Here is a 19921-nt window from a genome sequence, read left to right as displayed (position 1 = left end):
CGGGAGGTGGATCCCCGGCGGTACGATCGCGCGGACCCTGGGCCCGCACCCTGCGAGGAGGAACCGTGCCGTTGGCCGAGCGCCGCCGTGCCCGCCTGCTCGCCCTCGTCCTCGCGGTGGCGCTGGCGGGTGTCCTGGTCGCGTGCGGCGACAAGGCGGCGCCGGCCGCCGACGAAGCGGCCCCGGACCTCGGTGCCTGCCGCGTGCTCGCCCCCGAGGACGTGGCCGAACCGAGCAACAGCACCACGCCGGTCGAGTGCACCGAGCCGCACACGGCCGAGACCTACGCCGTCGGGCAGCTCCCGAGCACGTTCGACGACGTCGACTACGACGACGAGGGCCTCGGCTCCTGGGCCTACGAGACCTGCTCCAAGGCGTTCATGGACTTCCTCGGTGCCGACGAGAGCCTGGTGATGCGCACCGTGGTCAGCTGGGCGTGGTTCCGGCCGAGCGAGGACGCCTGGGCGGACGGCGCACGGTGGTACCGCTGCGACGTGGTCGGCGGCGGCGAGCAGAGCAGGGAGTACGTCGACCTGCCCACCACCGCCAAGGGCCTGCTGCTCGGGCGCCCCAAGGACGAGTGGATGGTCTGCGCGGACGGGCCGACGGTCGCCGGTTCGGTGAAGGTCGCGTGCACCGAGCCACACCTGTGGCGCGCGGTGACCACCATCGCCCTCGGCGACCAGGGCGACGCGTACCCGGGCGACCGGGTCGTCGAGGTCACCACCCGCGACTTCTGCTCCAAGTCGGTCGGCGCGTGGCTGAACTACCCGGTCGACTACGACTTCGGCTACACCTGGTTCCACCAGGCGGAGTGGGACGCCGGCAACCGCCGCTCGGTCTGCTGGGCGAAGACCGACCAGTGAGCCGACCAGCGACTCGCTCGCTGACCTCCCGCGCGCTGGCCGTCGGTCTGGCGGTGGGCGTGGTCGCCGGGCTCGTGGTCCTGGCGGGCTGCAGCGGCGGGGACGACCCGACCGCCGAGCCGACCCCCTCGGCCTCCGCCAGCACCCCGGCGCCGCCGACCGCCACGCCGGTGCCGGCCCCGGAGGACCGGGCCTGCTACCGGTTGGCCTACGACGAGGTGGTCGCCCCCACCACCGACCGGACGCCGGTCGAGTGCGGGAGCCGGCACACCTCGATGACCTTCGCCGTCGGCCGGCTCGACACCGTGGTCGACGGGCACCTGCTCGCCGTCGACGCCGATCGGGTGCAGGCCCAGGTCGCCACCGCCTGCCCCGAGCGACTGGCCGCGTTCGTCGGCGGCACCCGCGAGGACCGGCGGCTCAGCATGCTCCGAGCGGTGTGGTTCACCCCGACCGTCGAGCAGTCGGACGCCGGCGCGGCGTGGTACCGCTGCGACGTGGTCGCCCTGGCCGCGCAGGACCGGCTCGCACCGCTGACCGGGCGCCTGGCGGGCGTGCTCGACGAGCCCGCGGGCCGGGACCGCTACGGCATGTGCGGGACCGCGCAGCCGGGCACCCCGGGTTTCGAGCGGGTGGTCTGCTCCGCGGACCACTCCTGGCGCGCGATCGCGGTCGTGCCGCTGGCCGGGGACGCCTACCCCGGCGAGGAGCAGGTCCGCGCGGCCGGGGAGGACCGCTGCCGCGACGCCGGCGCGGCGGTCGCCGAGTCCACGCTCGACTACCAGTGGGGCTACGAGTGGCCGAGCGCGGAGCAGTGGGCCGGTGGCCAGCGCTACGGGCGCTGCTGGGCGCCGAGCGGGCCGTGAGGCTACTGACCGAACAGCTCGGCGGCCATCAGCTCGATCAGCTTCTGCAGCCCCGTGAACGGTCGGACCATCACCGTGAAGTCGGTGAGCCGGCCGTCCGCGCCCCAGGTCAGCATGTCGATGCCGTGGACGCTCAGGCCGTCCAGCTCCGCGCGGAACTCCAGCACCGCCGAGGAGGCGTCGTACCACTCGCGGACGTAGGTCAGCGTCGGGCCGAGGACCACGATCGCCGCGGACAGGTACGCCGTGGTCAGGTCCCGCCCCTCCTGCGGCGTGTGCACCGCCGGGGACCGGAACGTCACGTCCTCGGCCAGCAGCCCGGCCAGGCCGGCCGGGTCGCGCGACTCGGCGATGGCGTGCCAGCGGGCGAGCGGCTCGGGACGGCTCATCAGAAGCCCAGCTTCCTGAGCTGGCGCGGGTCCCGCTGCCAGTCCTTCGCGATCTTGACGTGCAGGTCGAGGTAGACCGGGGTGCCGAGCAGCGCCTCGATCTGGCCGCGGGCGCGGGTGCCGATGTCTCGCAGCCGGGCGCCCTTCGGGCCGATGATGATGCCCTTCTGGGAGTCGCGCTCGACGTAGACGTTGGCGTGGATGTCGAGCAGGGGCTTGGCGTCGGGGCGACCCTCGCGCAGACCCATCTCCTCGACCACCACCGCCACGGAGTGGGGGAGCTCGTCGCGCAGGCCCTCGAGCGCGGCCTCGCGGATCAGCTCGGCGGCGAGGATCTCCTCGGGCGCATCGCTGAGGTCACCGTCGGGATAGAGCTGGGGCCCCTCGGGCAGCAGGCCGACGAGCAGGTCCGCCAGCAGCTCGACCTGGTCACCCGACTTCGCCGAGACCGGGACGATCTCCGCCCACTCGGTGCCGGTCTCGGTGCCGAGACGCGCGATGTCGAGCAGGTGCTCCGCGATCCGGTCCGGGCTCGCGAGGTCGGTCTTCGTGGCGATCGCGACCTTGGTGGTGCGCTTGATCTTGGCCATCTCGTTGACGATGAACCGGTCGCCCGGGCCGACCTTCTCGTTCGCCGGCAGGCAGACCGCCACCACGTCGACCTCGGCGAGGGTGGTCTTCACGAGGTCGTTGAGCCGCTCCCCCAGCAGGGTGCGGGGCCGGTGCAGTCCGGGGGTGTCGACCAGGATCAGCTGGGCGTCGTCACGGTGCACGATGCCGCGGACCACCGTGCGCGTGGTCTGCGGCTTGTCGGAGGTGATCACGACCTTGCTGCCGACCAGTGCGTTGGTCAGCGTCGACTTGCCGGCGTTGGGCCGGCCGACGAACGACACGAACCCGCTGCGGTGCGCGGGCTGCGGCCCGCTCCCCTGGTTGGTCACCGGCGCTCCCCCGCCTCGTCGTACTCGGCCCAGATCTGCTCGTCGGACTTCCCGGCCGCCTTGCCCGCCCGGTAGATCGGGCCGGGGTCGACGGCCCGCGGCTGGCGGTGGGCGACGCCGCGCCAGTAGCCCATGACGTCGTACGCCGTGCTCGGCAGGTGCCGCACCCGCATCAGGTGCTTGCGGATCGCCCGCATCTGCGCCGACTCACCGGCCATCCAGAAGTAGCCCGCACCGTCGGGCCAGTCGATGCCCTCGACCACCTCGGCGAGCCGGCTCTCCCCCTCGCCCGGCGGGTCCAGCCAGGTCACCTGCGGCCCCGGGGGGAGGTAGTCGGGCAGGTCGTCCGGGACCTCGGCATACACGGAGGTGCGCACGCGGACGGTCTCGGCGATCCGGGCCATCGCCGGCATCGCGGTCAGGTCGCCGACCAGGATCAGCCACTGCGCGTCGGCCGGGATCGCGAACGAGCCCTTCGCCTCGGTGATCGTGACCGCCTGCCCCTCGACGTCCAGCTGGGCCCACTCGGTGACCAGCCCACTCTCGTGGACGACGACGTCGAGCACCAGCTCCGAGCCGTCCCACGAGCGGACCGTGTAGTAGCGGCTCTGGAACTGCCCGGGGACCACGAGCCCCACCCATTCGTCCGGGATGCCGGTGCTCTCGAAGCCCGCGAGTCCCGCCCCGCCGAGGGTGAGCCGGACCAGGTGCGCCGAGAGCTGCTCGCGGCGCAACACCCGCGCGTCGTACTGCTGGGCCCTGGTGCTCACCGGGCAACCGTATCGGTCGGGCGGCGGCTGGGTCCTCGCCCTCGAGCTTCGCTCGGGGGCGAGGGCAGCTCAGAACGCGTGGCGGAGCGGGTAGCCGCTGGCCCCGTTGGCGTCGGTCTTCGTGGCGAGCACGTGGTGCAGCTGGATCTCGTTGCGCTCGAACGCCAGCCGCGAGCCGGCCATGTAGAGCCCCCACACCCGGGCGACCTCCTCGCCGACCTCGGCCACGCAGGCCTCCCAGTGCTCCTGGAGGTTGTGACACCAGCCGGCAAGCGTCTTGGCGTAGTGCACGCGGATGTTCTCCTCGTGCTGCACCTCCAGGCCCGCGTCCTGCACCTGGGTGATGATCGTGCCGGACCCGATCAGCTCGCCGTCCGGGAACACGTAGCGGTCGATGAACGCGCCGGTCTCGCGGGGCCGGTTGTCGTGCCGCGTGATGCAGTGGTTGAGCAGCCGGCCCTGGGGGCGGAGGTGGTCGCGGATCCAGCCGAAGTACTCCGGGTAGTTCCGCACGCCGATGTGCTCGGTGAGCCCGATCGAGGAGATCGCGTCGAAGCCGGTCTCCTCCACGTGGCGGTAGTCCAGGTGCCGGACCTCGGCGAGGTCGTCGAGGCCCTCCTCCTTGATCGCCTGCTGGGCCCAGGAGGCCTGCTCGCGCGACAGGGTGACGCCGAGCACCTGGACGCCGTGCTCGCGGGCGGCGTGCCGGACCATGCTGCCCCAGCCGCACCCGATGTCGAGCAGCCGCTGGCCCGGCTGGAGGCCGAGCTTCTGGCAGATCAGCTCGTACTTGGTGAACTGCGCCTCCTCGAGGGTCGCCTCCTCGGTCGGGTACACGGCGCAGGTGTAGGTCATCGACGGGCCGAGGACGTACTCATAGAAGGTGTTCGACACGTCGTAGTGGTGGTGGATCGCCTCCGCGTCACGTCCCTCGGAGTGGCGCAGGCCCTCGACCACCCGTCGCCAGCGCGGGATCGCCTCCTGCGGCGGCGGCGCCGGCGGGCGCAGCGTCGACAGCCCCACCGAGCGCAGGATCTCGATCGCCTCCGCGGCGGACGGGCGGCGCATCTTGAGGCCCTTCTGCAGCAGCCGCATCGCCTCGTACGGGTCGCCGGGGTGCACCCCCTCGATGACCAGGTCGCCGGTCACGTAGGCGCGCGCCATCCCGAGGTCACCGGGGGCGGTCAGCAAGTAGGACAGCCCGCGCTGGTTGCGCAGGTCGAAGCGGAACGGCGCGTCCTCCGGACCGCTCGCGCTGCCGTCGTACGCCGTGAACCGCAGCGGGAGCGGCTCCTTGAGCAGGGTGTCGAACGCCTGGGCGATCGTGATGGTCTGGCGAGTCAATGTCTCTTCACCGCCTTGTCGTAGAGGCTGGTCAGCCGGTCCTGTGGGTCGTAGCGACCCTTCACCACGGCGAGGTTGTCGCCGTCGTAGAGCCTGTCGAACGTCGCCCGGTCGTAGAAGGCGTCGCTGTAGAGCGACTTGTGGCCACCGAGCTCGTGCACCCGCTGCTCGATCGCCCGGTTGCGGGGCGCCTGCGGCGCCTCCGGGCCGACGTGCACGGTGCCCCAGAAGCCCACGTTCACGTAGAGCAGCCCGGGCTCGAGCGGGTAGGTCGGCCAGCTGCGCAGCGCCACGCAGGGGCACAGCCAGACCGGGCGCATCCCCACCGCCTCGTCGAACCACTCGAGGAAGTCGGGCAGCCGCTCGACCGGCACCTCGACGTCCTGGATGACCCGCTCGCGCAGCGGCCGGCCCTGGCGCCGGTCCAGCCAGTCGGCGAAGCCGATCCGGCGGTCCAGGCCGATCAGCTTGTGGTAGACGTCCGAGCGCCGCCAGCGCCTGGGCCACAGCCGGCGCACGGTCGGGTGCTGCAGCCCGAAGGCGCCCGAGCACCAGAACCAGTCGGTGTCCCAGCGCCACAGGTAGTCGTACATGGTCAGCAGGTCGGTCTCCCGCTGCTGCAGCGATCGGTAGTAGACCTGCTGCCCGGTGTAGTCGCTCGTGGGTCCGGGCGCGTCCGTCCAGGTGGCGAGGGTGAGGTAGTACTCCCCCGGCCCGAAGGCGACGCCGTCGAGGCCGTCCACGGGGGTGCCCTCGTGGGCGCGGGACCTGGCGATCTCGGCGATCGACTTCGCCAGGAGGCCGGGGTCGTCGAAGCGCAGGTGGCGCAGGGCGACGTACGCCGGCACCTGCTCGAGCTCGATCCGCAGCCGGGTGGCGTAGCCCAGCGAGCCGTAGGAGTTCGGGAACGCGTCGAACAGGTCGCCGTGCTCGCCGTCCGGGCCGGGCCGGCAGGTGACGACCTCGCCCCCGCCGGTGAACACGTCCATCTCGAGCACCGACTCGTGCGGCAGGCCGCTGCGGAAGCTCGTCGACTCGATGCCGAGGCCGGTGACCGCGCCGCCGAGGGTGATCGTGCGCAGCTGCGGGACCACCTTCGGGACCAGGCCGTGCGGCAGCGTGGCGTCGACGAGGTCCTCGTAGGTGCACATCCCCTGCACGTCCGCGGTCCGCGCGACGGCGTCGATCGCGATCACGCCGTCCAGGCCCGAGACGTCCAGTCCCGGGCCGTCGGCGGCCGCCCGCGGGCGGAACAGGTTGGAGGTCTTCTTCGCCAGGCGCACCGGCGCGCCCGCCGGGATCGCGGCGTAGGAGGACCTGAGGCGCTCGACGGCCACCTCGTGTGCGGCCCAGCCACGCAGATTCACACAGCGCAACCTACTCCACGTGGGGGTCGGGCAGGTTTCAGTCAGAGGTCGCCCGTACGGCGTGCGTCAGGTCGTCGCCGTCTCGACGACGGTCCCCCGCGGGTCGCCGCGGTGGACGACCACGCCGGTGCCGCCGAGGTCGCGCAGCGCGCCGAGGTCTGGGTCGGCGAGCCCGGCCGCGTCCGTGAGGACGACCGCGGCCTCGAGCCCCTTGGCCCCGCTCGCGACCGCCATCGCGACGCAGACGCCGAGCGCGGAGACCTGCAGCGAGGGCAGGTCCACGGTGGCGGCGGCGTAGGTGCGCCCGTCGGCGTCGCGGACGGCGGCGCCCTCCGCCGCGCCGGTCCGAGCGCGGGTGGCCCGCGCGAGCGTCACCAGCTTCGCGTCCTCGGCGGTCAGCCCGGCGCCGTCAGTCATCGCTCTCCTCGTTCTCGTCGTCGACCGGCCCCACCCGGCTGATCAGCACGGTGCCGATCTTGTTGCGCCGACCCGAGGCACCCTCGGCCTCGAACCGCAGGCCGTGCGCCTCGACCACCGAGCCCGGGATCGGGACCCGGCCCAGGTGCTTGGCCATCAGACCGCCGACGCTGTCGATGTCCTCCTCCTCGACCGCGAAGCCGAACAGCTCGTCGAGGTCGTCGATCGGGTAGCGCGAGGAGACCCGCACGGCGTCGTCGTCGAGGCTCTCCACCTCGACGGTGGCCTCGTCGTACTCGTCGGTGATCTCGCCGACGATCTCCTCGAGCACGTCCTCGATCGTCACCAGTCCGGCGGTGCCGCCGTACTCGTCGACGACGACCGCGATGTGCTGGCGCATGGCCTGCATCTCCGAGAGCAGCCCGTCGACCGGCTTGGACTCCGGCACGAAGTGCGCGGGGCGCATCACCTCGTCGATGCGCTCGGTGAACTCGACGTCGGGCGCCTCGAAGTCGCGGCGCACGATGTCCTTGAGGTAGGCGATGCCGACGACGTCGTCGAGGTTCTCGCCGATCACCGGCACCCGGGAGAAGCCGCTGCGCAGGAACAGCGACAGCGTCTGGCGCAGGTTCTTGTGCCGCTCGATGTAGACGACATCGGTGCGCGGCACCATCACCTCGCGGGCGATGGTGTCGCCGAGCTCGAAGACCGAGTGGATCATCTTGCGCTCGCCGGACTCGATGACCGCGGAGGCCTCGGCGAGGTCGACCAGCTCGCGCAGCTCGGTCTCGGTCGAGAACGGCCCCTCGCGGAAGCCCTTGCCGGGGGTGAGCGCGTTGCCGACCAGGATCAGCAACCGGGGCAGCGGCCCCAGCACGGCCGTCACCGTGGCCAGCGGCGCGGCCGAGAGCAGCGCGAACCGCTCGGAGTGCTGGCGGCCGAGGGTGCGCGGTGCGACGCCGATCGCGACGAACGAGACCACCAGCATCACGCCGATCACCGTCAGCGCGGTCGGCCACGCGCGGCCGTCGTACGCACTGCTGGCCTCGAGGGTGACCAGCACGATCGCGGAGACCTCGCACAGCAGGCGCAGCAGGAGCGCGGTGTTGAGGTAGCGCGGCAGGTCGTCGAGCAGCGCGACCAGCCGCTTCGATCCCGGGCGGCCCTCCGCGAGCAGCTCCTCGGCGCGGGCCCGGGAGAACGACGACACCGCGGCGTCCGTCGCCGAGAACAGCCCGGCCAGCCCGACCAGGACGGCCGCGGCCAGCAGCAGCCAGACGCTCACCGAGGTCTCACTGGACCGTTCACCGGCCCCGTCACCGGGCGCGCCAGGCGGCCAGGAGCTCGTCCTGGAGGCCGAACATCTCCCGGTGCTCCTCCGGCTCGGCGTGGTCGTAGCCGAGCAGGTGGAGGATGCCGTGCACCGTGAGCAGCTCGATCTCGGCCTCGGTGCCGTGCCCGGCGGTCTCGCCCTGGCGGGCGGCGACGTCGGGGCAGAGCACCAGGTCGCCGAGCACGCCCTCCTCGGGATCCTCGTCGACCAGGCCGGGGCGCAGCTCGTCCATCGGGAAGGCGAGCACGTCGGTGGGGCCCGCCTTCTCCATCCACTGCTCGTTGAGCTGCGCGATGGTGGGCTCGTCGACCGCCTTGATGCACAGCTCGGCCAGCGGGTGCACGCGCATCCGGTCCATCACGAACCGGCTCAGCGCGGCAAGCCGCTTCACGTCCAGCGGATGCCCGGACTCGTTGAGGATCTCGATGCTCATCGGTGGCTCCCGGGACTCAACGCGGCCCGGGGCGGTTGGCCTGCTTGAGCTCCTGCGAACGGCCGGAGCGGGCGTCGAAGTCGTCGTAGGCCGCGACGATCTTGCCGACCAGCTTGTGGCGTACGACGTCGTGGCTGGTGAGCCGGTTGAAGCTGATGTCCTCGACCTCGTCGAGGATCTCCTCGACCGCGCGCAGCCCGGACTTCTGGCCCCCGGGGAGGTCGGTCTGGGTGACGTCGCCGGTGACCACGATCTTCGAGCCGAAGCCGAGCCGGGTGAGGAACATCTTCATCTGCTCGGGCGTGGTGTTCTGTGCCTCGTCGAGGATGATGAAGGAGTCGTTGAGCGACCGGCCGCGCAGGAACGCCAGCGGCGCGACCTCGATGGTGCCGGCGGCGAGCAGCTTCGGGATCGTCTCGGGGTCGATCATGTCGTGCAGGGCGTCGTAGAGCGGCCGCAGGTAGGGGTCGATCTTCTCGCTGAGCGTGCCCGGCAGGAAGCCGAGCCGCTCACCGGCCTCGACCGCCGGGCGGCTGAGGATGATCCGGTTGACATTCTTCGACTGCAGCGCCTGCACCGCCTTGGCGACGGCGAGGTAGGTCTTGCCGGTGCCGGCGGGGCCGATGCCGAAGGTGATCGTGTGCTTGTCGATCGAGTCGACGTAGCGCTTCTGGTTCAGCGTCTTCGGGCGGATCGAGCGGCCGCGGTTGCTCAGGATGTTGAGGCTGAGCACGTCGGCCGGGCGCTCCGTGGTCTCGGCACGCAGCATCGAGATCACTCGCTCGACGGTCTCGGTCGTCACGCCCTGGCCGGTGCGGATGATCGCGACCAACTCGTCGAGGAGCCGCTCGGCCAGCGCCACCTCGCCGGGCTCGCCGAACAGCGCCACCCGGTTGCCGCGCACGTGGACGTCCGCGTCGAAGGACCGCTCGATCACGCCGAGGTGCTCGTCGCCGGGCCCGAGCAGGCTGACCATGTTGATGCTGTTGGGGACCACGACCGTGTGCCGCGTGGCGGTCGCGGGGCGGTCCCCCTGGTGGTTGCTGTCTGTCATGGAAGCCCCGCGCGGGGCACCCTCTCCGATAGGCGATCGAGCCCTTCCATGGTACGGGCTGGCCCCGCACCGGCCCAGCGAGTTGCGAGTACCGTGACTGCATGGGTGGCCAGGCGTGGGGAGAGGGTGTCGGCGAGGAGCCGGACGCCGAGGACCCGTACGCCGAGGACTGGAGCCTCGACGACCCGGACCGTCCGGCGCCGCCGTACTGGTTCGCCGGCCAGCACCTGCCGCCGGACGCCCGCAGGATCGGGCTGACCCACCACGTGCCCGACGGGGCCATCCTCGACTTCGCCGGCCAGCTGGACTCCACCAAGCTCGGCCACCGGGTCACCGCCTGGGCGCTGCTGGTGCTGTTCGGGCTGCCGGTCGTGTTCGCCGTCCTGCGCGTGGTCTACGCGTGGTGACGTGAGCGCGGCTCCTTCTCGTCGAACGCGACCTGCAGCATCCCCAGGCACATCTCGTCGGTCGAGCCCTCCGCCCAGATCACGTAGCGGTCCTCCCGGCTGCTCTCGAAGGCCGGCAGCACGTCCCGCAGCCACTGCACGTGACGGCAGGTGATCCGCACCGTGTCCCCGGGGACGAGCTGCACCGGGCGGATCGGGCGGACCTGCTGGTCGTCGAAGTCCCAGGTCGGGATGTCCAGGACGGTGCGCGCGCGTGGAGTGTCGGGATTCACCTCGATCCGCAGCGACCGGCCCAGCAGGTGCATGTGGCCCGCGACGCCGAGGACGGTCACCGGCCGGTTGACGTAGCGGGTGCACGAGGTCGTCCGCGAGGGGCGCGCCTCGGTGCCGCAGAGCAGGTGCAGCAGGCTGTTGGTGTTGCCGGCGGCGCCGAAGCGGGACAGCACGTCGGCCACCGCCGCGTCCCGGTCGCACAGCGGTGAGTCGTCGTGGTCGGGCCGGCACGGCATCTCGACCGGCGCCGGGGTGAGGTAGGTGTGCAGGGGGGTCAGGTCACGGTCCGACCGCATCCAGCGAAGCAACGTGCTCGAGGTGTCGGGGGCCGCACCCTGGAGCAGGTTGTAGTGGACCTGCATGACGATGCGGGACCCCGCGTCCAGGCGGACGCCGTACCCGTCGCGGACCTTGGTCTCGTCCCCGCCGGGCGCCCAGGCGGCCAGCCAGGACGCGTCGTCGACGTTGGTGAAGTCGCCGGAGATGCCGGTGCCGCCGAAGCAGGTCCAGCCCTCGCCCGGCGTGCCGGCGTCGAGGCGCTCGGCCTCGGCGGTCTTCTCGGGCGGCACCCGGAACAGGATCACGTGGTGCACGACCTGCGGGTTGCCGGGCAGCACGTTGCTGCCGGTGAGCCACACGTCCCGGTCCAGCCCGGGGTCGAGCAGGAAGCAGCGGTAGTCGTCGGTCCCGGCACCGCTCGGCGCCGACGGGGTGTACGCCGCGGGCATGGCGAGCCTCATCCGGCGCTCACCGGGGCGCAGCGGCAGCTCCCGGCCGGGCGGAACGCCGGCCAGCTGGTCACCCACGACCGGCGGCGGGTCCGGAGGCGCGCGCAGGTCCTGCGGCGAGCCGGTCCGGCGGTCGGCGTCGGTCGCGACGCACGCGGCCAGCGGCAGCACCAGCGCGAGGACGGCCAGGAGCAGCCCGGGCCGGCTGCGGCCCCGGGTCGGGCTCATCCAGGCGGCCAGGTCAGCGGCCGGCCCGCGAGCAGGTGCAGGTGGGTGTGGAACACGCTCTGGCCGGCCTCGGCGCCGGTGTTGAACACGATGCGGTAGTCGGCGTACCCCTCCGCGGCCGCGACGGCCGCGGCCGTCGTCACCAGCTCGGCCGTGGCCTGCGGGTCGGCCGCCGCCAGCTCCGCCGCGTTCGTGTAGTGGTCCCGCGGCACCACCAGCACGTGCGTCGGCGCCTTCGGGTCGATGTCGCGGAACGCGACGGTCCGCTCGGTGGTGTGCACGACCTCGCCGGGGATGTCTCCCGCGACGATCTTGCAGAACAGGCAGTCCTCCACGAATCCTCCTCGGGGCGAGGGTAAACCGAATGCTGGCCCCGAGCGTGCCACTAGCGTGAGTGCGGTGATGGATCGGCCCGTCTGGACCGCGGACGAGGCGCTCGAGCAGCTCTACGCGGCGCACTGGCGTCAGCTGGTGCGGCTCTCCGTGCTGCTGGTGCGCGACCAGGGCCTCGCGGAGGAGATCGTGCAGGACGCCTTCGTCGCCGTCCACGGCCGCTGGTCGCGACTGCGCGACCCCGAGAACGCGCTCGCCTACCTGCGCCAGGCGGTCGTCAACCGGTCGCGGTCCGCCCTGCGGCACCGCGCGGTCGTCAACCGGCACGCCGCCTCGGTGCGCGCGACCGACACCCCGGACCCCACCCCGGACACCGACCGGCGCGAGGCGGTGCTCGAGGCTCTGCGCGCCCTGCCCGTCCGGCAGCGCGAGGTGCTCGCGCTGCGCTACTACCTCGACCTGTCCGAGGCGGAGATCGCCGACACCCTCGGCATCAGCCGGGGCGCGGTGAAGAGCCACGCCTCACGTGGTGCCGCCGCGCTGCGCGCCCTGCTCGAGGAGGACCTGTGAACACGCCCCTGCCCGACCTGCCCGACCTGGTCCGGCTGCTGCACGACGCCGTCGACGACATCGAGCCCGTCGACCGGATCGACGCGATCCGGGCGCGGACGGCGCACACCCCGGCCCGGGCGGCCCGGCCGTGGTTCTACACCGCGGGCGGGGTCGCGCTCGCCACCGCCGCCGCGGTCGCGGCCTTCGCGGTCCTCGGTGGCGACCGGCCCTCCTCCGACGAGGGCCCGGCCCACCCCGACCACGCGAGCGAGACCGTGCTGGTCCCGGCGTACTACCTCGGCGAGACGGCCGACGGTTGGCGGCTGTTCCGCGAGTTCGACCGGGTCGTCGGCGACGATCCCGCGGCGGCCGCCCTGGAGCGGTTGCAGAGCCCGCCACTCGACCCGGACTACGAGTCGCCGTGGCCGCAGGGCTCCTTCGAGAGCGCCCGCCTGGCCGGCGGCGTGATCGAGGTCGAGCTGGGCGACGCGGCGCCCGACCTCGACCACCCGGCGGGCGACCTGGTCGACCAGCAGGTCGTCTACACCCTGCAGGGCACGCTGCACACCCAGGCGCCGGTCCAGTTCGTACGCGACGGCGAGGCCGTCGGCGCGCCGATCGACTCCCGGCCGCAGAACGACGTGCTCAACCTGGTCAGCATCAGCGACCCGGCCGAGGGCCAGGCCTACCACGGCTCGTTCACCGCCCGCGGTCGCGCGAACTCCTTCGAGACCACCGTGCACTGGGAGATCCAGGACGAGTCCGCGACCGTCGTGCGCGACGGGTTCACCAGCGCCGCCGGCTGGATGGACAAGCTCTACCCGTGGCAGGCCGAGATCGACCTGACCGGCCTGCCCGACGGCTTCTACACGTTCGTGGTGCGCGAGGACGACCCGTCGGGCGGCGCCGAGGGATCGCACCCGGCGGTCGACACGCGCACGATCATCGTCCGCTGAGTGCCCCGCGACCGAGAGGATGGAGCCATGAGCGTCCGCACCCGCTTCGCCGTACTGCTGTCCGCCGCCGTCTGCCTGGGCGCGCTGGCCGCGTGCGGGAGTGACCAGACCGCCGAGGACCCGTCGCCTGCGAGCGGCTCGACCCAGGGCCGGGCCGAGAGCTCGGCGCCGTCGGAGCCCTCCGAGAGCGCGGCCGAGACCGTCGCCGTGCCGGTCTACTTCGTCGGCGACACCCCGCAGGGGCCGCGGCTCTACCGCGAGTTCCGGCAGGTCCCGGCCGACGACCCGGCGGCCGGCGCCCTGGCCCTGATGACCTCCGGCGACGCGCTCGACCCCGACTACCGGACGCTCTACCCGGGCGGCTCGTTCGCCGGCGTGCAGGTCGACGCGGACCCGATCGTCGTGGAGCTGCCCGACGAGAGCTGGACCACCGCCCCGGACGGGATGTCGCAGGACGACGCCCGGCTCGCCGCGCAGCAGCTGGTCTACACCCTCCAGGGCGTCGCCCAGGCGCGCAAGCCGGTCGCGATCCGGCTCGACGGCGCGCCCGCCGACCTGTTCGGCCTGGGCGGCGAGCTGGCCGACGAGCCGGAGCTGGACGTCCGGGCCCTGGTCAACGTGACCAGCCCCGAGGAGGGCGCGACCGTGAGCGGCACGTTCACCGCGAGCGGGGTGTCCAGCTCGTTCGAGGCCACCACGCCGTGGGAGGTCCGTGCCGAGGACGGCACCGTGGCCGCGAAGGGCTTCGCCACGGCCGAGGGCTGGATGGACAAGCTCTACCCGTGGGAGACCGAGGTCGACGTCTCCGACCTCGAGCCCGGCACCTACACGTTCGTGGCGATGACCGACGACCCCTCCGGCGGCGAGGGCCACGGCCCGACCGAGGACACCAAGACCATCACCGTGCAGTGAGTCCGCCGCGGGCTCGGGCCCGCGCAGGTGGCCGGGCTGCCGCCGAGTTTCATCGGCAGCTTGCCGGCTCAGCGCCAGCGCGGCGTGCGGGAGAGCAGCGCCGCCACGGCGGCGACGCCGGCGGTCGAGGTCCGCAGCACCTCGGCGCCCAGCCGGACGCACACCGCGCCCGCGCCGACGAAGATGGCGACCTCGTCCTCGGTCAGGCCGCCCTCGGGCCCGACGACGACCACGATGCGCCCGGCAGCGGGTACGTCGAGACCGGCGACCGGCCCGGTCGCGTCCTCGTGGAGCACCACGGCCAGGTCCGCGGCACCGAGCAGCTCGACCACGTCCCCGGTCGACGCGAGCGGGGCGACCGAGGGGAACCGCATGCGCCGCGACTGCTTGGCGGCCTCCCGGGCGGTGGCGCGCCACCGGGCCAGGGACTTTGTCGCCCGCTCGCCTTTCCAGACCGTGACGCTGCGTGCCGCCTCCCAGGGCACGATCTCGGACACGCCGATCTCGGTCAGCACCTCGACCGCGAGCTCGCCGCGCTCACCCTTCGGGAGCGCCTGCACGACGACGACCGCGGGCTCCGGCTCGGGCTCGACCCGGACCGACTCGACGGCGACCGTGAACACCCGCTTGCCGGTGGCCGAGACCGCCCCGACCACCGACGTACCGGCGCCGTCGGTGAGCACCACCTGCTCCCCCACGCGCAGGCGGCGGACGGCGACCGCGTGGTGGGCCTCGTCGCCCTCGACCGTGACCTCCGAGCCGGCGCGCACGCCCTCGAGGCTCGGGACCGCGTGGACCGGGAGCGACATGGCGGTGCTCAGTGCGCGTTGAACGCGTCGCGGAGCCGGCCGAACACCGACTTGGCGCCGGGGCGCACCTGGCCGGTCGGCGCCTCCTCGCCGCGGATCGCGGCCAGCTCGATCAGCAGCTCCTCCTGGCGGGGGTCGAGCCGAGTCGGCGTCTCGACGACCACGGTGACGACGAGGTCGCCGCGCCCACCGCGCAGGCCCGGGACGCCGCGGCCGCGCAGCACCTGCTCGGTGCCGGACTGGGTGCCCGGCCGGACGTCGAGGTCGAACGACGTCTCCACCTCGGACTCGTCGGGGTCGCCCGTGACCACGTCGGCCTCCAGCGTGGGCAGGGTGAGCGTGGTGCCGAGCGCCGCCGCGGTCATCGGCAGCGTGACGGTGCAGTGCAGGTCGTTGCCATGGCGGGTGAAGGTCTCGTGCGGCGCGGTGTGGATCTCGACGTACAGGTCGCCGGCCGGACCGCCGCCCGGGCCGACCTCGCCCTCGCCGGACAGCTGCACCCGGGTGCCGTTGTCGACGCCGGCGGGGATCTTGACGGTGAGCGTACGGCGGGAGCGGACCCGGCCGTCGCCGGAGCACTCGCGGCAGGGCTCGGGGATGATCGTGCCGAACCCGCGGCACGCCGGGCACGGCCGCAGGGTGCGGATCTCGCCGAGGAAGGAGCGCTGCACGTGCGCCACCTCGCCGGCACCGTGGCAGGTCTCGCACGGGATCGGGTGGGTGCCCGCCGCCGTACCCTCGCCGTGGCAGGTGCTGCACCGCACGGCGGTGTCGACCTTGATCTCGCGGGTCACGCCGAAGGCCGCCTCGGCGAGCTCGACCTCCAGGCGGATCAGCGCGTCCTGGCCGCGGCGCTCGCGGGGCCGCGGCCCGCGGCCCGCGCCGGCGGCGCCACCGCCCCCGAAGAAGGCGTCCATGATGTCGGTGAACGAGAAGCCCGCGCCCTGACCGAAGCCGCCGGCGCCGCCGCCGAACGGGTCGCCGCCGCGGTCGTAGTGGGCGCGCTTCTGCGGGTCGGAGAGCACCTCGTAGGCGAGCGAGATCTCCTTGAAGCGCTCCTGCGCCTCGGGGTCGGGGTTGACGTCGGGGTGGTACTGGCGGGCCAGGCGCCGGTAGGCCTTCTTGATGGCGTCGGCGTCCGCGTCGCGGCCGACACCGAGCAGCTCGTACAGGTCCTGGCTCAACGTGGTTCCTTCTGTGATCTGGCTTGGTCGATCTCGACCTGACTGTGGGTGTGGGCCGGGGGCTAGCCCTCGTCGAGGATCCGCGACACGTAGCGCGCCACGGCGCGGACCGCCGCCATCGAGCCGGCGTAGTCCATCCGGGTGGGCCCGACGATGCCGAGGCGCGCGAGCGCCTCGTCGCCGGGCCCGTAGCCGGTCGCGACCACGCTGGTCGAGGAGAGCTCCTGGTAGGGCCCCTCGTGCCCGATCCGAACGGTCAGGATCTCGCCGGCCGTGGCCTCGCCGAGCAGCTTGAGCAGCACGACGTGCTCCTCGAGGGCCTCCAGCAGAGGCCGGACGGCCGAGTCGAAGCTGTCGCCGAAGCGGGCCAGGTTCGCGGCGCCACCGACCGCGATCCGCTCGTCGGATCGGTGGTCGGACATCGCCTCGACCAGGACGTCGACGACCGCCCCGGTGGGGGTGGCATCCTCGGCGGGCACCAGGGCCCGCAGCGCGGTCGCGGCATCGGCGATGATCTCGCCGAGCGCGGCGCGGTTGACCACGGTGCGCAGGTCCGCCAGGTCCTCCTCGCCGAGCTCGGCGGCGAGGTCCACGAGGCGCTGCTCGACCCGGCCCGTGCTGAGGATCAGCACCACCAGCAGGCGGGTCGGGGTCAAGGCGACCAGCTCGATGTGGCGCACCGTGGAGCGGGACAGGGTGGGGTACTGCACGACCGCGACCTGGCGGGTCAGCTGGGCCAGCAGCCGCACCGAGCGCTGGACGACGTCGTCGAGGTCGATCGCGCCGTCGAGGATGGTGGCGATCGCCCGCTTCTCCGCCGTGCTCATCGGCTTGATGGTCGTCAGCCGGTCCACGAACAGCCGGTAGCCCTTGTCGGTCGGGACCCGGCCGGCGCTCGTGTGCGGCTGGGTGATGTAGCCCTCGTCCTCCAGGGCCGCCATGTCGTTGCGGACCGTGGCCGGGGACACCCCGAGGCCGTGCCGCTCGACCAGCGCCTTGGAGCCCACCGGCTCCTCGGTGGCGACGTAGTCCTCCACGATCGCGCGGAGCACGGCGAGCCTGCGCTCCTCCTGCACTCGCCACACCTCCTCACGTCCGACCGCGCCCCGGTCGCCCGGCGCGCTGGCACTCGAAAGTCCTGAGTGCCAAGACTACTAGGCGCCCCGCCGAGGCACGTCGTGGCGCGCTGCATCCCGTCGCGCAGGCAGGTCCTAGGGTGGCCCGGTGGCTTTCAGGGAGGTCGCCGACCGGGTCTGGGTCGCGCGCTACGAGTGGTTCGACGTCAACGTGACCCTGGTGGGCGGTGACTCGGGCCTCCTGGTCGTGGACACCCACGCCTCCGCCACGGCCGCGCGGGCCGTGGTCGACGACATCCGCCGGCTCGGCGCCGGGACGGTGATCGCGGTCGTCAACACCCACGAGCACTTCGACCACACCTTCGGCAACGGCGAGCTGCGCTCGGCGTACGGCGCCGACCTGCCGATCCATGCGCACGAGGCCGCGGCCGAGCGCACGGTCCCGGCCGGCGAGCGGATCCAGGCGGCGTACGACGAGGAGCCCGACGACCCGCACCGCGAGGAGGTGCTGGCCACCACGATCGTCCCGGCCGACCGGACGTTCTCCTCGGCGCGGGTGCTCGACCTGGGCGACCGGATGGTCGAGCTGGTGCATCCCGGACGCGGACACACCGCGGGTGACCTCGTGGTCCGGGTCCCGGACGCCGACGTGCTACTGGCCGGTGACCTCGTCGAGGAGTCGGCACTGCGCGCCGGGGTGCCGGGATTCGGCGAGGACTGCTATCCCTTCGACTGGCCGCTCAGCCTCGACGTCGTCCTGACGCTGACCACGCCGGACTCGGTGGTCGTCCCCGGCCACGGCGCCCCCGTGGACCGGGACTTCGTCGAGGAGCAGCGCAACGCGATCGGCGTGGTCGCGGAGACGATCCGCGACCTGGCCGGCCGCGGGGTCCCGGTCGGCCAGGCGCTCGAGATGGGCGAGTGGCCCTACCCGCGCACCGAGCTCGCCGCCGCCGTGCGCCGCGGCTACGACCAGCTCCCCCGCAGCCAGAAGCGGTTGCCGCTCGTGTAGGAGGGGTACGTCGTGGTCATGAGCACCCACGACGACGAGCCCGCGGCCGGCATCTCCGACGACAAGCTGCCCGAGGACCTGCGGCCGACCGAGGACAACCCGCTCGCCAAGCCGCTCACCGACGAGGACGAACCGAAATCGGCCGAGGAGCTGGACGTGCTCGGCGGCAAGACGCCGGAGGAGAGCCACGAGGACGCCACCGACGCCAAGGGCGCCGAGGAGTCCGGCGGGTCGGGCGACGGGGAGGACGACTCCGCGGGCTGACGGCGCGCCCTCCGCGGCCCCGTCGGTGGTCCCGCCTAGCGTGGCGCAGGTGACCCACGACCGCTACGGATCCGACGTCTTGGCCACCGACTGGCGCGCGCCGAAGCGGGGCCGCGCCGTCGAGGCGCCCGCCGAGCTGGGCGTCGTGGTCGAGGAGGTCACCACCGACTGGTGCGGCGAGATCGTGGCGGTCGACCGCGACCTCGACACGCTCACCCTCGAGGATCGCCGCGGCAAGCGCCGGACCTTCCCGCTGGGGCCGGGCTTCCTGCTCGAGGGCCGGCCGGTGATCCTGGTGCCGCCGACGCGCGGTGGCACGCCGGCGAAGCCGACCCGCACCGCCTCCGGGTCGGTGGCCGTCCACGGCGCGAGGGCCCGGGTCGCCCGCGCCAGCCGGATCTTCGTCGAGGGCCGCCACGACGCCGAGCTGGTCGAGAAGGTGTGGGGCGACGACCTGCGGATCGAGGGCGTCGTGGTCGAGTACCTCGGCGGCGTCGACGACCTCGGCGACCACCTGCGCGACTTCCGGCCCGGCCCCGACCGCAAGGTCGGCGTACTCGTCGACCACCTGGTGCCCGGCTCGAAGGAGAGCCGGATCGCCCAGTCGGTCGCGGCCTCGCCGGTGGGCGGCCACGTGCTGATCGTCGGCCACCCGTTCATCGACATCTGGGCCGCGGTCAAGCCCGACCGGCTCGGCCTGACCCGCTGGCCCGACGTGCCGCGGACCATCGAGTGGAAGAAGGGCGTGTGCCAGCACCTCGGCTGGCCGCACCGCGACCAGGCCGACATCGCCCGGGCCTGGCAGCACATCCTCGGCCGCGTCTCCTCCTACAACGACCTCGACCCGGCCCTGCTGGGCCGGGTCGAGGAGCTCATCGACTTCGTCACCGCCTCCGCGGAGTGAGCAGGCGAAGGAACTCCGCCGTGTGACAGCGCGGCTCAGCTCATCCGCAGTGGCCGTCCCTGCGCGTCGGTGACGTTGTCGGTGGCGAGGATGATGATGCCGTCGATGAACGGCCAGAGCGCGCCGATCCCGCAGGTCAGCACGGTCACGACCAGCTGCCAGACACCCGTCTTGGTGTCCCCGAGGTAGAACCGGCCGATGCCCAGCGGGATCAGGATCTGCAGCAGGCCGGCGACCAGCTTGGTCTTGTCGGAGTACGGGATGCCGGTGACCGGGTGCACGCCGTACGGCGCGGCCGGGCTGGCGCCGTACGGCGCTGCGCCGGTGGGCGGGTAGCCGCCGGCCGGCGGGGGCGGGTAGCCGCTGGGCTGGCCGTACGGCGGCGGGGCCGGCGCGCCGTACGGCGGCGGGGCCGGCGCACCGTACGGCGGCGGTGCCGACTGTCCTTCGGGCTGGCCCTGTGGCTGCTGCGAGGGATCCGGGTTCTCTGGGCCTGTGGTCAT

The 19921-nt window shown here is 73.1% G+C and carries 24 protein-coding genes; 9 read left to right on the top strand and 15 right to left on the bottom strand.

Translation table 11 applies throughout. The features are described from left to right. Positions 1 to 65: 65 nt before the first annotated feature. Together NOCA_RS11150 and NOCA_RS11145 are read left to right on the top strand one after the other, a co-directional pair. Entirely contained in the window at positions 66 to 866 is an 801-nt protein-coding gene (locus NOCA_RS11150; protein ID WP_011755379.1) for a septum formation family protein, read from the top strand. Further along, entirely contained in the window at positions 863 to 1732 is an 870-nt protein-coding gene (locus NOCA_RS11145) for a septum formation family protein (RefSeq protein WP_011755378.1), read from the top strand. The genes NOCA_RS11150 and NOCA_RS11145 overlap by 4 nt, the downstream gene beginning before the upstream one ends. A 2-nt stretch (positions 1733 to 1734) precedes the next feature. On the opposite strand, the gene NOCA_RS11140 is transcribed toward NOCA_RS11145, so the two are convergent. The 9 genes from NOCA_RS11140 to NOCA_RS11100 form a co-directional block, all read right to left on the bottom strand. After that, the gene (locus NOCA_RS11140) at positions 1735 to 2121 is read right to left on the bottom strand and encodes a nuclear transport factor 2 family protein (protein WP_011755377.1); all 387 of its coding nucleotides are present in this window, start codon (positions 2119 to 2121) and stop codon (positions 1735 to 1737) included. Next, the gene (gene era, locus NOCA_RS11135; protein WP_011755376.1) at positions 2121 to 3062 is read right to left on the bottom strand and encodes a GTPase Era; all 942 of its coding nucleotides are present in this window, start codon (positions 3060 to 3062) and stop codon (positions 2121 to 2123) included. The genes NOCA_RS11140 and era overlap by 1 nt, the downstream gene beginning before the upstream one ends. Then, positions 3059 to 3832 (bottom strand): siderophore-interacting protein, encoded by a 774-nt coding sequence (locus tag NOCA_RS11130; RefSeq protein WP_011755375.1) that lies wholly within the window; start codon positions 3830 to 3832, stop codon positions 3059 to 3061. The genes era and NOCA_RS11130 overlap by 4 nt, the downstream gene beginning before the upstream one ends. A gap of 69 nt (positions 3833 to 3901) precedes the next feature. Next, complete coding sequence (locus tag NOCA_RS11125) at positions 3902 to 5176, bottom strand: SAM-dependent methyltransferase (RefSeq protein WP_011755374.1); 1275 nt, start codon at positions 5174 to 5176, stop codon at positions 3902 to 3904. Continuing rightward, complete coding sequence (locus NOCA_RS11120; protein WP_011755373.1) at positions 5173 to 6552, bottom strand: FAD-binding oxidoreductase; 1380 nt, start codon at positions 6550 to 6552, stop codon at positions 5173 to 5175. Before NOCA_RS11120 ends, NOCA_RS11125 begins: the two co-directional genes overlap by 4 nt. A 57-nt stretch (positions 6553 to 6609) precedes the next feature. After that, positions 6610 to 6960, bottom strand: coding sequence for a cytidine deaminase (locus NOCA_RS11115; RefSeq protein WP_011755372.1), 351 nt, complete (start codon positions 6958 to 6960; stop codon positions 6610 to 6612). Next, on the bottom strand, positions 6953 to 8245 hold the full coding sequence (locus NOCA_RS11110) for a hemolysin family protein (protein ID WP_011755371.1): 1293 nt from the start codon (positions 8243 to 8245) through the stop codon (positions 6953 to 6955). The genes NOCA_RS11115 and NOCA_RS11110 overlap by 8 nt, the downstream gene beginning before the upstream one ends. A gap of 31 nt (positions 8246 to 8276) precedes the next feature. Further along, complete coding sequence (gene ybeY / locus NOCA_RS11105) at positions 8277 to 8726, bottom strand: rRNA maturation RNase YbeY (protein WP_011755370.1); 450 nt, start codon at positions 8724 to 8726, stop codon at positions 8277 to 8279. A 16-nt stretch (positions 8727 to 8742) separates the two neighbouring features. Beyond that, a complete protein-coding gene (locus NOCA_RS11100) occupies positions 8743 to 9780 on the bottom strand; it encodes a PhoH family protein (protein ID WP_011755369.1) in 1038 nt (345 codons plus the stop codon). Positions 9781 to 9881: 101 nt separating this feature from the next. Here NOCA_RS11100 and NOCA_RS11095 point away from each other — a divergent pair, with 101 nt between their 5' ends. Further along, complete coding sequence (locus NOCA_RS11095; protein ID WP_011755368.1) at positions 9882 to 10187, top strand: hypothetical protein; 306 nt, start codon at positions 9882 to 9884, stop codon at positions 10185 to 10187. Here NOCA_RS11095 and NOCA_RS11090 read toward each other — a convergent pair. Together NOCA_RS11090 and NOCA_RS11085 are read right to left on the bottom strand one after the other, a co-directional pair. After that, on the bottom strand, positions 10175 to 11416 hold the full coding sequence (locus tag NOCA_RS11090; RefSeq protein ID WP_011755367.1) for a hypothetical protein: 1242 nt from the start codon (positions 11414 to 11416) through the stop codon (positions 10175 to 10177). The two genes, NOCA_RS11095 and NOCA_RS11090, sit on opposite strands and share 13 nt — an antisense overlap. Next, positions 11413 to 11751, bottom strand: coding sequence for an HIT domain-containing protein (locus NOCA_RS11085; RefSeq protein WP_011755366.1), 339 nt, complete (start codon positions 11749 to 11751; stop codon positions 11413 to 11415). The genes NOCA_RS11090 and NOCA_RS11085 overlap by 4 nt, the downstream gene beginning before the upstream one ends. Before the next feature lie 67 nt (positions 11752 to 11818). On the opposite strand from NOCA_RS11085, the gene NOCA_RS11080 reads away from it, so the two are divergent. The 3 genes from NOCA_RS11080 to NOCA_RS11070 are packed head-to-tail and all read left to right on the top strand — an operon-like array spanning position 11819 to position 14169. Beyond that, the gene (locus NOCA_RS11080; RefSeq protein ID WP_011755365.1) at positions 11819 to 12319 is read left to right on the top strand and encodes a SigE family RNA polymerase sigma factor; all 501 of its coding nucleotides are present in this window, start codon (positions 11819 to 11821) and stop codon (positions 12317 to 12319) included. Next, positions 12316 to 13257: a Gmad2 immunoglobulin-like domain-containing protein gene (locus NOCA_RS11075; protein WP_011755364.1), complete on the top strand. Its 942-nt coding sequence runs from the start codon at positions 12316 to 12318 to the stop codon at positions 13255 to 13257. The genes NOCA_RS11080 and NOCA_RS11075 overlap by 4 nt, the downstream gene beginning before the upstream one ends. 27 nt (positions 13258 to 13284) lie before the next feature. After that, positions 13285 to 14169, top strand: coding sequence for a Gmad2 immunoglobulin-like domain-containing protein (locus NOCA_RS11070; RefSeq protein ID WP_011755363.1), 885 nt, complete (start codon positions 13285 to 13287; stop codon positions 14167 to 14169). A gap of 68 nt (positions 14170 to 14237) precedes the next feature. Here NOCA_RS11070 and NOCA_RS11065 read toward each other — a convergent pair whose 3' ends face one another. From NOCA_RS11065 to hrcA, 3 genes are all read right to left on the bottom strand, one after another. Beyond that, positions 14238 to 14978 (bottom strand): 16S rRNA (uracil(1498)-N(3))-methyltransferase, encoded by a 741-nt coding sequence (locus NOCA_RS11065; protein WP_011755362.1) that lies wholly within the window; start codon positions 14976 to 14978, stop codon positions 14238 to 14240. An 8-nt stretch (positions 14979 to 14986) separates the two neighbouring features. Beyond that, complete coding sequence (dnaJ, locus tag NOCA_RS11060; protein WP_011755361.1) at positions 14987 to 16162, bottom strand: molecular chaperone DnaJ; 1176 nt, start codon at positions 16160 to 16162, stop codon at positions 14987 to 14989. Positions 16163 to 16224: 62 nt separating this feature from the next. Then, positions 16225 to 17238 carry a heat-inducible transcriptional repressor HrcA gene (hrcA, locus tag NOCA_RS11055; RefSeq protein ID WP_011755360.1) on the bottom strand — a complete coding sequence of 338 codons (1014 nt, stop codon included), beginning with the start codon at positions 17236 to 17238 and terminating at the stop codon, positions 16225 to 16227. 148 nt (positions 17239 to 17386) lie between these two features. On the opposite strand from hrcA, the gene NOCA_RS11050 reads away from it, so the two are divergent. Genes NOCA_RS11050 through NOCA_RS11040 form a run of 3 tightly spaced genes read left to right on the top strand, consistent with a single transcriptional unit; the run spans position 17387 to position 19418 of the window. Then, positions 17387 to 18250, top strand: a complete 864-nt coding sequence (locus tag NOCA_RS11050; protein ID WP_011755359.1) for an MBL fold metallo-hydrolase — start codon at positions 17387 to 17389, stop codon at positions 18248 to 18250. An 18-nt stretch (positions 18251 to 18268) separates the two neighbouring features. Beyond that, positions 18269 to 18514: a hypothetical protein gene (locus tag NOCA_RS11045; RefSeq protein WP_011755358.1), complete on the top strand. Its 246-nt coding sequence runs from the start codon at positions 18269 to 18271 to the stop codon at positions 18512 to 18514. A gap of 40 nt (positions 18515 to 18554) precedes the next feature. Next, the gene (locus tag NOCA_RS11040) at positions 18555 to 19418 is read left to right on the top strand and encodes a DUF3097 domain-containing protein (RefSeq protein WP_011755357.1); all 864 of its coding nucleotides are present in this window, start codon (positions 18555 to 18557) and stop codon (positions 19416 to 19418) included. A gap of 35 nt (positions 19419 to 19453) precedes the next feature. On the opposite strand, the gene NOCA_RS11035 is transcribed toward NOCA_RS11040, so the two are convergent. Then, positions 19454 to 19921: a TM2 domain-containing protein gene (locus NOCA_RS11035; RefSeq protein WP_011755356.1), complete on the bottom strand. Its 468-nt coding sequence runs from the start codon at positions 19919 to 19921 to the stop codon at positions 19454 to 19456.

The organism is Nocardioides sp. JS614 (assembly GCF_000015265.1).
In the GTDB taxonomy this organism is placed as follows: domain Bacteria; phylum Actinomycetota; class Actinomycetes; order Propionibacteriales; family Nocardioidaceae; genus Nocardioides.
Note: the sequence above shows the minus strand (reverse complement) of the source record. Positions and strands in the feature narration are given on the sequence as shown.

Excerpts from the sequence above, each read along its gene's own strand:
- NOCA_RS11045 (WP_011755358.1), top strand. The coding sequence starts at position 18,269 with ATGAGCACCCACGACGACGAGCCCGCGGCCGGCATCTCCGACGACAAG.
- NOCA_RS11035 (WP_011755356.1), bottom strand. The coding sequence starts at position 19,921 with ATGACCACAGGCCCAGAGAACCCGGATCCCTCGCAGCAGCCACAGGGC.
- ybeY (WP_011755370.1), bottom strand. The coding sequence starts at position 8,726 with ATGAGCATCGAGATCCTCAACGAGTCCGGGCATCCGCTGGACGTGAAG.
- NOCA_RS11065 (WP_011755362.1), bottom strand. The coding sequence starts at position 14,978 with ATGTCGCTCCCGGTCCACGCGGTCCCGAGCCTCGAGGGCGTGCGCGCC.
- NOCA_RS11100 (WP_011755369.1), bottom strand. The coding sequence starts at position 9,780 with ATGACAGACAGCAACCACCAGGGGGACCGCCCCGCGACCGCCACGCGG.
- NOCA_RS11140 (WP_011755377.1), bottom strand. The coding sequence starts at position 2,121 with ATGAGCCGTCCCGAGCCGCTCGCCCGCTGGCACGCCATCGCCGAGTCG.
- NOCA_RS11115 (WP_011755372.1), bottom strand. The coding sequence starts at position 6,960 with ATGACTGACGGCGCCGGGCTGACCGCCGAGGACGCGAAGCTGGTGACG.
- NOCA_RS11070 (WP_011755363.1), top strand. The coding sequence starts at position 13,285 with ATGAGCGTCCGCACCCGCTTCGCCGTACTGCTGTCCGCCGCCGTCTGC.
- NOCA_RS11095 (WP_011755368.1), top strand. The coding sequence starts at position 9,882 with ATGGGTGGCCAGGCGTGGGGAGAGGGTGTCGGCGAGGAGCCGGACGCC.
- NOCA_RS11080 (WP_011755365.1), top strand. The coding sequence starts at position 11,819 with ATGGATCGGCCCGTCTGGACCGCGGACGAGGCGCTCGAGCAGCTCTAC.
- NOCA_RS11090 (WP_011755367.1), bottom strand. The coding sequence starts at position 11,416 with ATGAGCCCGACCCGGGGCCGCAGCCGGCCCGGGCTGCTCCTGGCCGTC.